General features: G+C 71.8%; 12 protein-coding genes. 4 read left to right on the top strand and 8 right to left on the bottom strand.

What is annotated here, in order from left to right; translation table 11 throughout:
* From AB0H21_RS40645 to AB0H21_RS40630, 4 genes are all read right to left on the bottom strand, one after another.
* Nucleotides 1-2,815 (bottom strand): 2Fe-2S iron-sulfur cluster-binding protein (locus tag AB0H21_RS40645; protein ID WP_358527382.1); only part of this gene is annotated, 2,815 nt, incomplete at its 3' end.
* Complete coding sequence (locus tag AB0H21_RS40640; RefSeq protein WP_358527381.1) at nucleotides 2,812-3,066, bottom strand: sarcosine oxidase subunit delta; 255 nt, start codon at nucleotides 3,064-3,066, stop codon at nucleotides 2,812-2,814. The genes AB0H21_RS40640 and AB0H21_RS40645, both read right to left, overlap by 4 nt.
* 167 nt (nucleotides 3,067-3,233) lie before the next feature.
* The gene (locus AB0H21_RS40635; protein WP_358527378.1) at nucleotides 3,234-4,430 is read right to left on the bottom strand and encodes a sarcosine oxidase subunit beta family protein; all 1,197 of its coding nucleotides are present in this window, start codon (nucleotides 4,428-4,430) and stop codon (nucleotides 3,234-3,236) included.
* A gap of 44 nt (nucleotides 4,431-4,474) precedes the next feature.
* Nucleotides 4,475-6,892, bottom strand: a complete 2,418-nt coding sequence (locus AB0H21_RS40630; protein WP_358527375.1) for an FAD-dependent oxidoreductase — start codon at nucleotides 6,890-6,892, stop codon at nucleotides 4,475-4,477.
* A 289-nt stretch (nucleotides 6,893-7,181) separates the two neighbouring features.
* Here AB0H21_RS40630 and AB0H21_RS40625 point away from each other — a divergent pair, with 289 nt between their 5' ends.
* Both AB0H21_RS40625 and AB0H21_RS40620 read left to right on the top strand, forming a co-directional pair.
* A complete protein-coding gene (locus tag AB0H21_RS40625; RefSeq protein WP_358527372.1) occupies nucleotides 7,182-8,240 on the top strand; it encodes a histidine kinase in 1,059 nt (352 codons plus the stop codon).
* An 88-nt stretch (nucleotides 8,241-8,328) separates the two neighbouring features.
* Entirely contained in the window at nucleotides 8,329-8,994 is a 666-nt protein-coding gene (locus tag AB0H21_RS40620) for a response regulator transcription factor (RefSeq protein WP_358527370.1), read from the top strand.
* On the opposite strand, the gene secY is transcribed toward AB0H21_RS40620, so the two are convergent.
* A complete protein-coding gene (secY, locus tag AB0H21_RS40615) occupies nucleotides 8,969-10,282 on the bottom strand; it encodes a preprotein translocase subunit SecY (RefSeq protein ID WP_358527368.1) in 1,314 nt (437 codons plus the stop codon). The genes AB0H21_RS40620 and secY overlap by 26 nt on opposite strands.
* Nucleotides 10,283-10,767: 485 nt before the next feature.
* On the opposite strand from secY, the gene AB0H21_RS40610 reads away from it, so the two are divergent.
* Entirely contained in the window at nucleotides 10,768-11,223 is a 456-nt protein-coding gene (locus AB0H21_RS40610; RefSeq protein ID WP_358527365.1) for a hypothetical protein, read from the top strand.
* Here AB0H21_RS40610 and AB0H21_RS40605 read toward each other — a convergent pair.
* Nucleotides 11,213-11,350: a hypothetical protein gene (locus AB0H21_RS40605; RefSeq protein WP_358527364.1), complete on the bottom strand. Its 138-nt coding sequence runs from the start codon at nucleotides 11,348-11,350 to the stop codon at nucleotides 11,213-11,215. The two genes, AB0H21_RS40610 and AB0H21_RS40605, sit on opposite strands and share 11 nt — an antisense overlap.
* 23 nt (nucleotides 11,351-11,373) lie before the next feature.
* On the opposite strand from AB0H21_RS40605, the gene AB0H21_RS40600 reads away from it, so the two are divergent.
* Nucleotides 11,374-12,390, top strand: coding sequence for an ABC transporter substrate-binding protein (locus AB0H21_RS40600; RefSeq protein ID WP_358527362.1), 1,017 nt, complete (start codon nucleotides 11,374-11,376; stop codon nucleotides 12,388-12,390).
* 49 nt (nucleotides 12,391-12,439) lie between these two features.
* On the opposite strand, the gene AB0H21_RS40595 is transcribed toward AB0H21_RS40600, so the two are convergent.
* Both AB0H21_RS40595 and AB0H21_RS40590 read right to left on the bottom strand, forming a co-directional pair.
* Entirely contained in the window at nucleotides 12,440-12,823 is a 384-nt protein-coding gene (locus AB0H21_RS40595; RefSeq protein WP_358527359.1) for a helix-turn-helix domain-containing protein, read from the bottom strand.
* Nucleotides 12,824-13,196: 373 nt separating this feature from the next.
* A partial coding sequence (locus tag AB0H21_RS40590; RefSeq protein WP_358527357.1) for a hypothetical protein occupies nucleotides 13,197-13,547 on the bottom strand: 351 nt, incomplete at its 5' end.

The raw sequence follows: 13,547 nt of genomic DNA, 5'->3' as shown, positions 1-13,547 counted from the left end.
CGGCGCCCCCCCCCCCGTCGCGGTGGGTTGCTTCGGGGTCGTAGAGGACGTGGTGGGTGACGGTCACGGGGATGAGGGTGTCGCCGGAGAAGACGTACAGGCGCTCGCCCACGCGGTCCCTGCCGCCGCTGACCAGGGCGAGCGCGAAGGTGCGGCCAAGGGCGGCGCTGCGGTAGCTCGATGTCACGTGGCCGAGCATGGGGACGGGCGGCGGGGGGAGGTGGTCGAGCGTCGGGACGGGCGGCGGGAGGTGGTCGGTGGATATGACCTGGCCGCCTTCGGGGAGGAGGACGTCCGGGTTCTCGGGCAGGAGGCCCACGAGGTGCCTGCGGTCCGGCCGGGCGGTGTCGGCGCGGGCGTGTGAGCGCTTGCCGATGAAGTCGGGCTTCTTCTTCGAGACGATCCAGTCCATGCCGAGGTCGGCGGGGGTGACGGTCCCGTCGGTGTCCTGGCCGATGATCGGGTACCCCTTCTCGGCGCGCAGCACGTGCATGGCCTCGGTCCCGTACGGCGTGACCGCGCCCGTCGCGAGGACGGCGTCCCACAGCGCCTGCCCGTACCACCAGCTCACGTTGATCTCGTAGGCCAGCTCGCCGGAGAAGCTGATCCGGCAGACCCTGGCTCCGATGCCCGCGACCTCGGTGTCCCTCCAGGTCATGAAGGGGAAGCTCTCGGCGTCCACGGCGAGCGAGGGCGCGAGCGCGGCGAGCACGGCGCGCGAGCCCGGCCCGGCCAGGGCGACCGTGGCCCACTGCTCGGTGACGGACGTGCAGCGGGCCCGCAGGTCAGGCCATTCCGTCTGCAGCCACTCCTCCATCCAGTCGAGGACGGCCGCCGCGTTGCCCGTCGTGGTGGTGACGAGGAAGTGGTCGGGGGCCAGGCGGATGACGGTGCCGTCGTCGAAGACCATGCCGTCTGCCCGGCACATGACGCCGTACCGGATGGAACCGACCTTCAGGGTGCTCATCATGTTGGTGTAGAGGCGGTCCAGCAGTTCGGCGGCGTCCGGCCCCCGGACGTCGATCTTGCCGAGTGTGGAGGCGTCCAGCGCGCCGGCGGCCTCACGTACGGCGCGGCACTCGCGCAGGACGGCGGCCTCCATATCCTCGCCGGGGGCGGGGTAGTACCGAGGCCGCTTCCACTGTCCGACGTTCTCGAACACGGCGCCCCGCTCGACGTGCCGGCCGTGCATCGCGGTGACGCGTACGGGGTCGTGCAGTGCGCCCCGGTCGCGCCCGGCGAGTGTGGCGAAGGACACCGGGACGTAGGGCGCGCGGAAGGTCGTGGTGCCGAGGGCTCCCACGTCCACGCCGACCAGTCCGGCGACGACCGCGCCGGTGAGCGTGCCGGACGTCTTGCCCTGGTCGTGGGCCGTGCCGGCGGTGGTGTAGCGCTTGACGTGCTCGACGGACCGCAGCCCGGCAGAGGTGGCGCGCTGGAGGTCGGCCACGGTGACGTCCCGCTGGAGGTCGACGAAGTGGGTCGTGTAGTCGTCGGCGGGCACCAGCCAGAGCGGGTACGTCCGCGCCTCGCCCGAGGAGCCCGAGGAGCCCGGAGAGTCCGTCCGCGTCCCGCGCGAGAAGTACGTCCGCGCCTCGCCCGGAGAGTGCGTCGGCCCCCCGTCCGAGGAGTCGGCAGCCGTGGCGGAGGCGGCCGCCAGGCCGTCGGCGACGCAACCGGCCGTCGTGAACTCTCCGCGCGCCGCGCCGGCCACCTGGACGGACTGGTCGCCCTCGGGCGGGCGTCCCGGGACGAACGCGGCGATCCGCTCGTCGTACCGCAGGTCGCCCCCGGCCTGGCCGAACAGGTGGAGGACCGGGTTCCAGCCGCCGGAGACGAGCAGCAGGTCGGCCTCGACCTCGCGTGCCGGGCCTCCGGACCGCCCGACCAGCACCGCGCGCACCTCGCCGTCGCCCCGCACGCCCGTGACCAGCCGGTCCTCCCGCGCGTCGGCGATCTCGGCGATCTCCACGCCCGCCGCGGCGAGGTCGCGGGCGGCGTCGTACGCGTCGTCGCCCGTGGTGAAGACCACCGCGCGGCGGCCGGGCGGCACCCCGTACCGGTTGACGTAGGCCCGCGCGGCGGACGCCAGCATCACGCCGGGGAGGTCGTTGCCGGCGAAGGCGATCGGGCGTTCGTGGGCTCCGGTGGCCAGGATGACGCGGCCCGCGCGGATGCGCCAGACCCGTTCGCGGGTGACGGCATGCTCGCCCCGGCGTTCGACGGCCACGAGGTAGTTGTGGTCGTAGTAGCCGATCACGCTGGTCCGGGTGAGCAGTCGCGTGTCCGGGAGCCACAGGAAGGCGTCGGCCGCCGCGCGCGCCCATTCGCCGCCGGGGCGGCCCTCGACCGTCTCGCCGGTGTCCGGCAGGCTGCCGCCGATCTCGGGTCGGTCGTCGGCGAGGATGACCCGGTTCCCGGCGCGCGCGGCGTTCAGGGCCGCGGTCAGCCCGGCCGGGCCCGCCCCGACCACGAGGACGCCGCAGTGCGCGTGCGTGGCGTCGTACCGCGCGGGGTCGGCGGCGAGGGACAGCCTGCCACGGCCCGCGAGCCCGGAGGCGGCCAGCCCGTCGTACAGCGGGGTCGTGGTCGCCTGCACCATGGGCTCGGGGAACGGGTGCTCGATCTGCACGACGGCGGTCGGGTCCTCGGTCCAGGCGCCGACGATGCCGCGCGGGCGGCCGAGCGTGACACTGGTCCCCACGCGCCGCACGCCGTTGGCCAGCAGCGCGGCGGCGAGCGTGTCGCCCTGGCGTCCCTCGTACGGGCGTCCGTCGAAGGTGAACGACAGCACCTCGCGCTCGTCCCGGCTCATCGCGTGGTCTCCGGGTTGATGGCGTTGGTCATGGTGTCCCTGGTGACGTTGAACCAGCGGCGGCAGCCGGCGGTGTGGTTCCAGCGTTCGGCGAACGGGCCCATGGGGTTGTCGCGGAAGAACAGGTAGCGCGCCCATTCCTCGTCGGTGAGCGCGGCCGGGTCGGCGGGGTACGCGACGTGCGCCTGGCCGCCGTAGTGGAACTCGGCCTCGTCGCGCGGCCCGCACCACGGACAGGGGATCAGCAGCATGGCTCCTCCAACGAGGCGATCTCGGCGGTGCTGTGCCTATGGCCGCGCCTTCGGCACGGCGGTTCGGGGCGCCCCGGAGGCGGCGTTCTTCCGTCGTCACTCGGAAGGGGTTGGTTCCTCACCCCTTCCTCCCTCCTCCTCCAGAACACCGCCGCGCCTCGAACAGGTCAGTGGGCGACGGCCGCCGCGCCGTGTTCGTCCACGAGCGCCCCGGTCGTGAAGCGGTCGAGGGTGAACGGCGCGTTCAGCGGGTGCGGCTCCCCGGTGGCGATCGTGTGCGCGTAGCACCAGCCGACGCCCGGCGTCGCCTTGAACCCGCCCGTCCCCCACCCGCAGTTGACGTACAGGCCGTCCACCGGGGTGAGCCCGACGATCGGCGAGGCGTCGGGGGACACGTCGACCACCCCGCCCCAGGTGCGCAGGACGTGCGCCCGCGCGAAGCAGGGGAAGAGTTCGAGCGCGGCGGCCATCTGCCGTTCGATGATGTGGAAGGCGCCGCGCCGCCGGTAGGAGTTGGCCGCGTCGATGCCCGCGCCCATGACCAGCTCGCCCTTGTGGGCCTGGCTGACGTAGACGTGCACCGCGTTGGACATGACGACGGTGGGGTGGACGGGTTCGAGCAGGTCGGAGACCAGCGCCTGGAGCGTGTGGCTCTGGACGGGCAGCCGTACGCCGGCCGTGCCCGCCACCACGGACGAGTGCCCGGCGGCGGACAGCGCGACGCGGTCGGCGGCGATGCGCCCTCGCGTGGTCTCGACCGCCCGCACCCGGCCGCCGGAGACCTCCAGGCCGGTGACCTCGCAGTGCTCGACGAAGTGGACGCCGAGTGCGGACGCGGCCCTGGCGTACCCCCAGGCGACGTAGTCGTGCTTGGCGATACCGCCGCGCGGCTGGTAGGTGGCGCCGAGCACCGGGTAGCGGGTGCCGGGGTCGATCGAGATGATCGGGCAGACCTCTTTGACCTGCGCCGGGTCGAGCCATTCGGCGTCCACGCCGTTCAGCCGGTTGGCGTTGACGCGGCGGACGCCGTCGCGCACGTCCTGGAGGCTGTGGGCGAGGTTGAGGACGCCGCGCTGGCTGAACAGCAGGTCGTAGCCGAGCTCGTCCTCCAGCCCCTCCCACAGTTTCAGCGCGTGCTCGTAGATGCCCGCGCTCTCGTCCCACAGGTAGTTGGACCTGATGATCGTGGTGTTGCGGGCCATGTTGCCGCCGGCGAGCCAGCCCTTCTCCAGGACGGCCACGTTGGTGACGCCGTGGTTCTTCGCCAGGTAGTAGGCGGTGGCGATGCCGTGGCCGCCGCCTCCGACGATGACGACGTCGTAGGCAGCGTCGGGCTCGGGGCTGTTCCAGAGCCGGTCGCTCATCGCACGCGGGCCGTTCGGACGAGGGCCGTTCGCATGGGGCCCGGTCACGCGCGGAGCCGCTTCATGGCGGGGTCGAAGAGCGGTTCCTCGGCCACGACGGCGGGGACACGCCGGTCGAAGTAGCCGATATGTACCGTCTGTCCGGGGACGGCCAGCCGCGCGGGCAGCCAGGCGTAGGCGATGGCCTTGCCGATGGTGTAGCCGTACGCGGCGCTGGTGACGTACCCCGCGCACGCGTCGCCGTCGAAGACCGGCTCCTTGCCCATCACCACGCCGGTGGGGTCTTCGATCGTCAGGCACGTGAGGCGGCGGCCGACGGACGCCCGCCGCTCCTCCAGGGCGCTCTTGCCGAGGAAGTCGCCCTTGTCCATCTTCACGGCGAACCCGAGCCCAGCCTCGAACGGATCGTGCTCATAGGTCATGTCGGTGCCGAACGCGCGGTACCCCTTCTCCAGGCGCAGGCTGGTGAACGCGCCGCGCCCGCCCGCGATGATCCCGTACGGGCGCCCGGCCTCCCAGAGCGTGTCCCACAGCTTCAGACCCATGTCGGCCGTGGTGTACAGCTCCCAGCCCAGCTCGCCGATGTACGACAGCCGCAGCGCCGTGACCGGCACCGCGCCGATGTACGCCCGCTTGGCGCGGAAGTACCGGAATCCCTCGGCCGAGAAGTCGTCGCGGGTGAGCGGCGCGACGACGTCCCGGGCGCGCGGACCCCAGACGCCGATACAGCACGTGCCGGGCGTGATGTCCCTGATCGTCACCGACCCGTCGCGGGGACGATGGCGGGCCAGCCAGTCGAGGTCCAGGTTGCCGTTGGCCCCCACCTGGAACAGCTCGCGGCCGAGGCGGGCGACGGTGACGTCGCTGCGGATGCCGCCGTCGGCGTCCAGGAGCAGGCAGTACGTCACCGAGCCGACCGGCTTGGCGACGTCGCCGGTCGACATACGGCCGAGGAACGCCTCGGCGCCGGGCCCGGACACCTCCAGCCGCTTCAGCGCCGTCATGTCGTACAGCGCGACGCCCTCGCGGGAGGCCAGCGCCTCGGCGCCGACGATCGGCGACCAGTACCGCGCGGCCCAGTCACCCGGCGCGGGAACGCCCTCGGCGAGCCCGGCGTTCGCGCCGTACCACTGCGGGCGCTCCCAGCCGGACGCCTCCAGGAAACGGGCGTCCAACTCGCGCTGCCGGACGTGGAAGGGGCTGACGCGCAGCGGGCGCAGGTTCTCCGGCGGCTGGAGCGGGTGGATGATGTCGTAGACCTCGACGAAGTTCTGGCAGTCCCGCGTCAGCACGTACTCGGGGGCGAGCTGGTGCGGCTCGAAGCGGTTCACGTCGCATTCATGCAGGTCGAAGGACGCGCAGTGCCCGTCGACCAGCCACTCGGCCATCGCCCGCGCCACGCCCGCCGAGTGCGTGACCCACACCGCCTCGGCGACCCAGAAGCCCTCGACCTCCGGGGACGGCCCGAGCAGCGGCATGTTGTCGGTGGTGAACGAGAACAGGCCGTTGATACCCTCCGCGATCTCGGCGTCCCGGGTCGCGGGGAGCAGGGCCCGGGTCTCCTTCCACGCGTCGGCGAAGTCGGCGGGGGTGAACGGCGTGACGGACGGCATCACCTCGGCCTCGCCCACGGGCAGGATGTCCTCGGGCCGGACGGGCATCGGCCGGTGGCCGTAGTAGCCGACGGCCAGCCGGTCGTACCGCTCCCGGTAGTACAGGTCGGCGTCCTGGTGGCGCAGGATCGGCCGGACCGCCTCCGCCGTCTGGCCGCGCAGCGCGGGGACGGGGCCGGTCCAGGCGAGCTGATGCGCGAGCGGGGTCAGCGGCAGGGGCGTCCCGGCCATGGCGGCGACCTTCGGTCCCCAGATGCCCGCGCAGCAGACCACGATGTCGGCGGGAATGTCGCCCTTGTCGGTGACGACGGCGGTGACGCGGCCTCCGCTCGTACGGATGTCCAGCACCTCGTGGCGGTCCAGGACGCGCGCCCCGCGCTCGCGGGCGATCGCGAGCTGGACCTCGACCGCGCGCACGGCCTTGGCGATGCCGTCCGTGGGGACGTGGAAGCCGCCGAGGACGCGGTCCGGGTCGAGGAGGGAGTGAAGGGCGACCGTCTCGTCGGTGGTGAGCAGCCGCGCGTCCAGGCCCCAGGCGGTGGCCCAGCCGTGCCGGCGGTGCAGCTCGGTCAGCCGTTCGGGGGTGGTCGCGACCTCCAGGCCGCCGACCTGCAGGAAGCAGTCGAGGCGCGTCAGCTTCTCGACGGTGTAGCGGGCCAGCTCGGCCATCGTCTTGGACGGGTTCGTCTGGAACACCAGCCCGGGAGCGTGACTGGACGACCCGCCGGGCTTCGGGAGTGCCCCCTGGTCCACCACGGTGACGTCGTCCCAACCTCGGGCCGACAGCTCCTCGGCGAGCGCCGCGCCGACCACACCCGCTCCGATGACGACGACCCGGGGGCCTGCCATACGCGTACCTCCGTTGCGCATCATGAGTCGCGGTGCGCTTACCGCAACAAGCGTGACCGGCGGCGCTGGGGGTGTCAAGAGCGGCGTGGGCGGCAGGTGACCGTCTTCGCGGGAGGATGGTCTGGGCTTCACGGGAGGGCGATCCCTGCTTTCATCGAAGCGCGGTCTCGGCTTCGCCGGAGGGCGGGCTCAGCTTCACTGGAGAGCGGGCTCGGGCGGAACAGGCTCCCGGCGGGACCGTCCCGCACTCGCTAGGATCAGGGGCAGACGCGCCTGTTTCTTGTGGGGGATGGTGACCGAGCACACGCCTCCGGACGGCCGCCCGCGCAGTTCGTTCGTGGCGGCCGCGGCGGCGTTGTGCCGCCTGGGACGGTTGCGTGACGTGCCCGTCGTCCTCATGTTGGCGTGGGCCGGGTGGCTCGCCATCCCGTGGCCGCTCAGCGGCATCGCCCAGGCCCGCAGCACGTCCGACCAGGCCCTGAGTACGGGCGTCGCCCGGGGCGCGTCCGATCAAGCCGTGAGCACGGGCGTCGATCGCGGTGCGTCCGATCAGGGCCTGAGCACAGGCCTCCTGGCGAGCCCCTCGAGGAGCGGCGTCGAGGCCGCCTCACTTTGGTCGCCCGCTGACACCGCGCAGGCGTCGATCGGCGCGCGAGATCCGATCGCCTCCGAACGCGCGCGTATCGCGGCCGAGGTGCACGACGCCGCCGGACACGGCCTCGCCGTCATCGCCATGCAGGCGGGGGTCGCCCTGCTCATGCTGGACGAGGATCCGGAGCAGGTCCGCGCGTCCCTGGAGGCGATCCGCTCGACCAGCATGCAGGCGCTCGGCCACCTCCGCTCCGCGCTCGACGGCATCGACCCCGCGACCCCGGACGAGGGCCTGGCCGGGCTCGTCGGCAGGGTGCGCGCGGCGGGGCTGCCCGTCGTCCTCGTACCGGCGGAACCGTCCGTGCCCGCACATCTCGCGGGCACGGTCCACCGCGTCGTGCGTGAGTCGCTGACCAATATCCTGCGCCACGCGGGCCCGACCGAAGCCGTCGTGAACATCACCGGCGACGCGCGAGAGTTCGTCCTGGAGGTCACCGACCGGGGACGCGCGCTCTCCGCCTACGGGGAGGGACGCGGGCCGTCCACTCCGGCAGAGGGACGCGAACTCCCCGGGCCGGCGGAGAGAGGCGAACTCTCCAGACCGGCAGAGGGAGCCGGGCTTTCCGGGCCGGTGGAGGGCCGGGGGCTGGCCGGAATGCGGGCCCAGGTGCGAGAAGCCGGCGGCACGTTCGGAGCCGGGCCTCGCGAGGGCGGCGGCTTCCGCGTCGTGGCGCGCTTCCCCCTGGAGACCGTGTGACCTCCCCTCGAAACCGCGTGACCGAGAGCCGGATGAGCGAACACGATGCCCCGCCCCGCGCGGGCGGTCCCACGACCCGGGCCGCGGCGTGACCGGCTCGCCCGGCCCGATTCGCGTGGCGCTCGCCGACGATCAGGCCGTCGTCCGCATGGGGCTCAAGGCGCTGATCGACCGCGAGCCCGACCTGGAGTTCGCCGGCGAGGCGGCAGACGGCGCCGAGGCCCTCCGGCTGCTGGCCGGCACCCGCCCCGACGTCCTCCTGCTGGACATCCGCATGTCGGGCATGGACGGCATCGAAACGCTACGGGCCATCGCCGCGGACCCCGCGCTCAACCCCACCCGGGTCATCGTCGTGACCACCTTCGAGCTCGACGAGTACGTCTTCGCCGCCCTGCGGGCCGGAGCCAGCGGGTTCGTCCTCAAGGACAGCGCCCCCGAGGAACTCGCCCACGCCATCAGGGTGGTCGCCTCGGGGGAGGCGCTGCTTTCCCCCGCCATCACGCGGAAGGTCATCGGCCGGTTCGGCCGGCACGACGTCGCCCCCGTGGAGGGGCTCGACACCCTCACCCCCAGGGAGCGTGAGATGGTCGCCTGGGTCGCCACCGGGCGGTCGAACGACGAGATCGCCAAGGAGCTCGTCATCAGCCCCGACACGGTCCGCACCCACGTCAGCCGGGCCATGGTCAAGCTGCACGCCCGCGACCGTGCCCAGCTGGTCGTCTTCGCGGTCAGATCCGGGCTGACGATCCCCTGAGGAAGCCCTTGTAGGTGCGCTGCTCCACCTGCGCCTCGATCTGTTTCACCGTGTCCAGCCCCACTCCGACCATGATGAGGAGGGTCGTCCCGCCGAACGGGAAGTTCTGCTGCGTCGACGGATCCCGCAGGATCACGAACGCGATGATCGGGATCAGCGACAGCGTGCCGAGGTAGATCGCCCCCGGCGCGGTGAGCCGTGACAGCACGAACCGCAGGTACTCCGCGGTGGGCCGCCCAGGACGGATGCCGGGCACGAACCCGCTGTACTGCTTCATGTTCTCGGCCACCTCCTCGGGGTTGAAGGTGATCGACACGTAGAAGTAGGTGAAAGCCGCGATGAGCAGCAGATATGCCGTTATGTACACCGGGTGGTCGCCCGAGACGAGGTAGCGCGCCAGCCATTCCGCGACCGGCCCTCTGCCGTCCAGCAACTGCGTCGCGAGCTGCGGGAGGTAGAGCAGGGACGAGGTGAAGATGACGGGGACGATCCCCGCCTGATTCACCTTCAGGGGAAGGTACGTCGAGGTCCCGCCGTACATCCTGCGCCCGACCACCCTCTTGGCGTACTGCACCGGGATCCGCCGCTGCGCCTGCTCCATGAACACCACCGCGGCCACCAGGAACACGCCCGCGACGAGCATCGCCGCGACCGCGAGCGGGCTGACGGCGAAGATGTTCGACACGTAGGAGGGGAACACGGCGATCACCTGCGTAAAGATCAGGATGGACATGCCGTTCCCGATTCCGCGGTCGGTGACCAGCTCGCCCAGCCACATGACCACGGAAGTCCCCGCCACCATCGTGGCCACGATCACCACGACCGCGAGCGGGCCCTGATCGTGCAGCAGTGGGCGGGCGCAGTCGGGGAAGATCCGGCCCGCGCGGGCCAGCGACACGACCGTGGTGGCGTTCAGCACGGCCAGCGCCACCGTCAGATACCTCGTGTACTGCGTGATCTTCGCCTGCCCCTGCTGCCCCTCCTTCCTGAGCGCCTCCAAGCGCGGGATCATCACGGTGAGCAGTTGGACCACGATGCTCGCGGTGATGTACGGCATGATCCCGAGGGCGAACACCGACAGCTTCAGCATCGCCCCGCCGCTGAACAGTTGCAGCAGGTCCTGGAAGCCGCCACGAGTACCGCTCAGGCACTCCCGCACCGCGACCACGTTCACCCCGGGCGCGGGCAGTACCTGCCCCAACCGGAACAGCACCATCACCGCCAGCGTGAAGAGCATCTTCTTCCGCAGTTCGGGCACGCGGAAGGCACGAACGAGAACGGTCAGCATGCGCCGAGTCTCGCCGCGCGGCCCCGTCGGGACATCCGCTCACCAGCGGCCTCACCATACGCAGATCCGCGTACCTCCGAGACCGGGGCGGCGCCGTCTGAAAGCCCTCCAGCAGCAGCAAGAGGCCTGGTGACGGGCGGCAGGGCCATGTAGAGCGTGATCGATGAGGCTCAGGGCCACGGGATCGGGTACCCGCCCCAGCGGGTCGGTGCTGGTTCGCATGGTCTGGGCCAGGCCCGCGTCGTGCGCTGCCCGGTGGCGGGCATACTCGCGCAGCCGGAAGATCAGGCCATATGGCGGAACGCTGGACTTGCCGGTCGCCGGCGGACCGAGCACGCTCACGGCCACAGGCCCCTGCCGAGCCGATCGCCGGGTCACGAGTTCCTCACGCTTCTTCGGGCGCGTCTGCGGGAATCCGTGCCTGCGCGCCGCGGGTGCGGCATGATGCGGCGTGCCGATCCGATCTCCGCCTACATGGAGCCGATATGACCTCTCGCGCAGCCCGGCCGAACGGCCACACCCGGCGTTTCAGCATCGGTGGCGCCCAAGGCCACCTGATCACCTCCGCCAACGCGGACGGCTCGTTGGGGCACGTGGTGGTGCACCTGGGCAAGCACGGGTCCACGCTGCGCGGACTCACCGATGCCCTCTACACCATGATCAATGTGGCGCTCGATCACGATGTTCCTCTCGTGAAGATCGTCAACGACCTGGTGGGCGTGGCGTACGAGCCGCGCGGCCTGACCAACGACCCCGACATCCGCATCGCGGCCTCGATCACCGACTACATCGGCCGCCGCCTCGCCCTGGACTACCTGCCACGCGACGAGCGCGCCGAGTTGGGCCTGCTGACCGCTGAGGAGCGGACCGCGCAGGCAGACGAGCAGAAGGCCGGTGCCGCTGTGCCCCAGCCGCGCAGCGACACCCTGGTCACCGCGTAGCGGGCAGCCGCGCCCGGGCGAGGATCTGGCGCGCGCGCTCGCGCGGGTGGGTCCATCCATCCAGGACCTGCACCGTGATCCTGGCCGCACGCCACTCGCCCGGGTCGGCGCCCCGGTACAGCGCCAAGTTCTGGCAGGTGGTGAAGGTGCATGACGGGCAGAGGGAGGCATCTGCGCGTAGGGGTGTGCTTGTCGTTGTCGGGCAGATATGGCCGGTTTGGCGGGCAGGCTCGGGCGGGGTTGGAGGTCTGGCGGGCCTGGGCCGGCGCGGTGGAGTTGGTGGTCGAGGACGATGAGAGCCGTCCGGACGTGCTGGAAAGCGGGCTGCTTCGGCTTGCGGAGCAGTGTGACATCCTGCTCGGGCCGTACTCGACGCAGCTCATGCGGCGGGCGGGGGATGTGGCCGCCCGTCTGGATCGGCTGATCTGGAACCACGGCGGGGCAGGCGATGATGTCGAGGCCGCCCATCCCGGCCACGTCGTCTCCGTACCGACCCCGGCCAGCCGGTACGCCGAGCCGTTTCTCCACCACCTGGCCTCCGAGGCGGGCGGCGTGCCCATGTGGATCGCACATGGGAAGGGCGGCTTCGGCCGGCAGGTGGCCGCCGGGGCCGAGGTGACGGCCCGTTCCCTCAGCATTCCCGCTGTCCGTGTCGCGACTGGACGGCTGTCGCCCCCGGCGGGCACGCGGCGATGGGCCCTGATGTGCGCGGGTTCTTTCGAGGAGGACGTGGAGACGGTCAGGAACGCGCTCGCGCTGGCGAATCCGCCTTCGAGGTTGTGCGCGGTGGCAGCCGGAGTACGCGAGTTCGGTCAGGTCGTCGGCGATCCTCGGGGGGTCTACGGCGTGGGCCAGTGGTCCCCGGGCAGCGGAGGGAAGCCCGAGCTGGGCCCCGCCGAAGCCGACTTCGTTGCCGCATACACCGAACGGGCCGGCGTGCCGCCGGACTACCCGGCCGTCCAGGCGGCGGCCACGGCCGCCATCGCCGTCCACTGCGCACGCGCGACCGGCAGCACCTCCCGCGACGCCCTGTGGTCGGCGGCCACGCGGTTGCAGACGACCACCATGTTCGGCGATTTCCGGATCGACCCGCTCACCGGAACCCAGACCGCCCACCGAACCGTACTCGTCCGGTGGGACGCGGGCGGGCCGTCGCCGGTCCGATGACGACGACCCAGATGTCCGCTGTACGGTCGCGGGAATCGGTTGAGCGGGGTTAGCCCTGAGACGCCAACTCGGCCCCGGGGCCTTGCTCGGCGGCGCTGTTCGCGGCGGTGTGCAGATCAGGAAACCGCTTCAGGTGATTTCTTACCGTTATAGGGCTTTTCCTGATCCGTTTGGCCGCCTGCGCGACCGACAGCCCGGCGGCCAGGAGCGGCGGCAGCCGAGGGTGCCAGGAGGTGTCGGGGGCCGGACCGTGCAGGCGGCGGGCGCGCCCGCGTCTGGCCCTGGCGTGGAAGGCATGGTCGGCCTGGAAGTGCTTGTTGAGGGTGGCAGGGCTCACGCCGAGCGTGCCGAGCGCCGCCTTGAAGGTCAGGCCGTCGTTCACCAGGCGGAGGAACTCCTCGTGCCATGTGGTGTCACGACGCCGCGCCATCATCGGGCACGTCCCAGCCAGATCAACTCCCACAGATCCGCCACCTGCACGTGCGGCATCCGGGCAGTCTGAACCGTCATCGGGCCGGAACCTGTCCGTTGAGTCGTCGTCAGATCGGGGCCTGTCCCTTGAACCGCACCCGCGCCGGGACCTCTTTGTTGAACGGCCGCCGGGCCGGGACCCGTCCGTTCGATGTACCCCTGTCCACCGGCCGCGACCAGGTAGTACACCACCGGCCTGCACTCACACGTCCACCGCAGCACCCTCCGCCGGTCCTCGGCTTGAGTCGCGGCCTGCCACTGGACTTGTACGCAATCCGGCTGCGGCTCCAGCACATGAGGCCCATGCCCGGCGCTGCCGTCCATCGCGCTGAGCGTCACAGCACTTCACCCCGCCTCGCCCCACCGACCACCACGGCGCAGTCGTCGCACATCCGTACGCCCGGCATCCAGATCACCCGCGACCCGGAGATGCCGGCCACCCTGACCTGAGCCGTGCACGCCGCAGCGGCCACCACGCCGGGAACGGCAAGCGCCCAGGCCACGGCGTGCTCGGTCCTGGACGGCACGACGAACGCGACCGCGTACAACGGCCTGTCACCTCCTGTCGTGCAGGAGCCCGGCGGTTCCCCGGGCCGCCCGGTGACGCGCGGGAAGTAGCCGCCCACCGAGATCCGCGCGTCCGGCCCCAATCCGTACGGGTCACGCCACCCGGCCTCGGACGCAGC

Origin of the sequence: Sphaerisporangium sp. NPDC051011 (assembly GCF_040653595.1) — a bacterium.
GTDB lineage: Bacteria > Actinomycetota > Actinomycetes > Streptosporangiales > Streptosporangiaceae > Sphaerisporangium.
The sequence above is the reverse complement of the archived record's forward strand: the minus strand, read 5'-3'. Positions and strand labels throughout refer to the sequence as shown.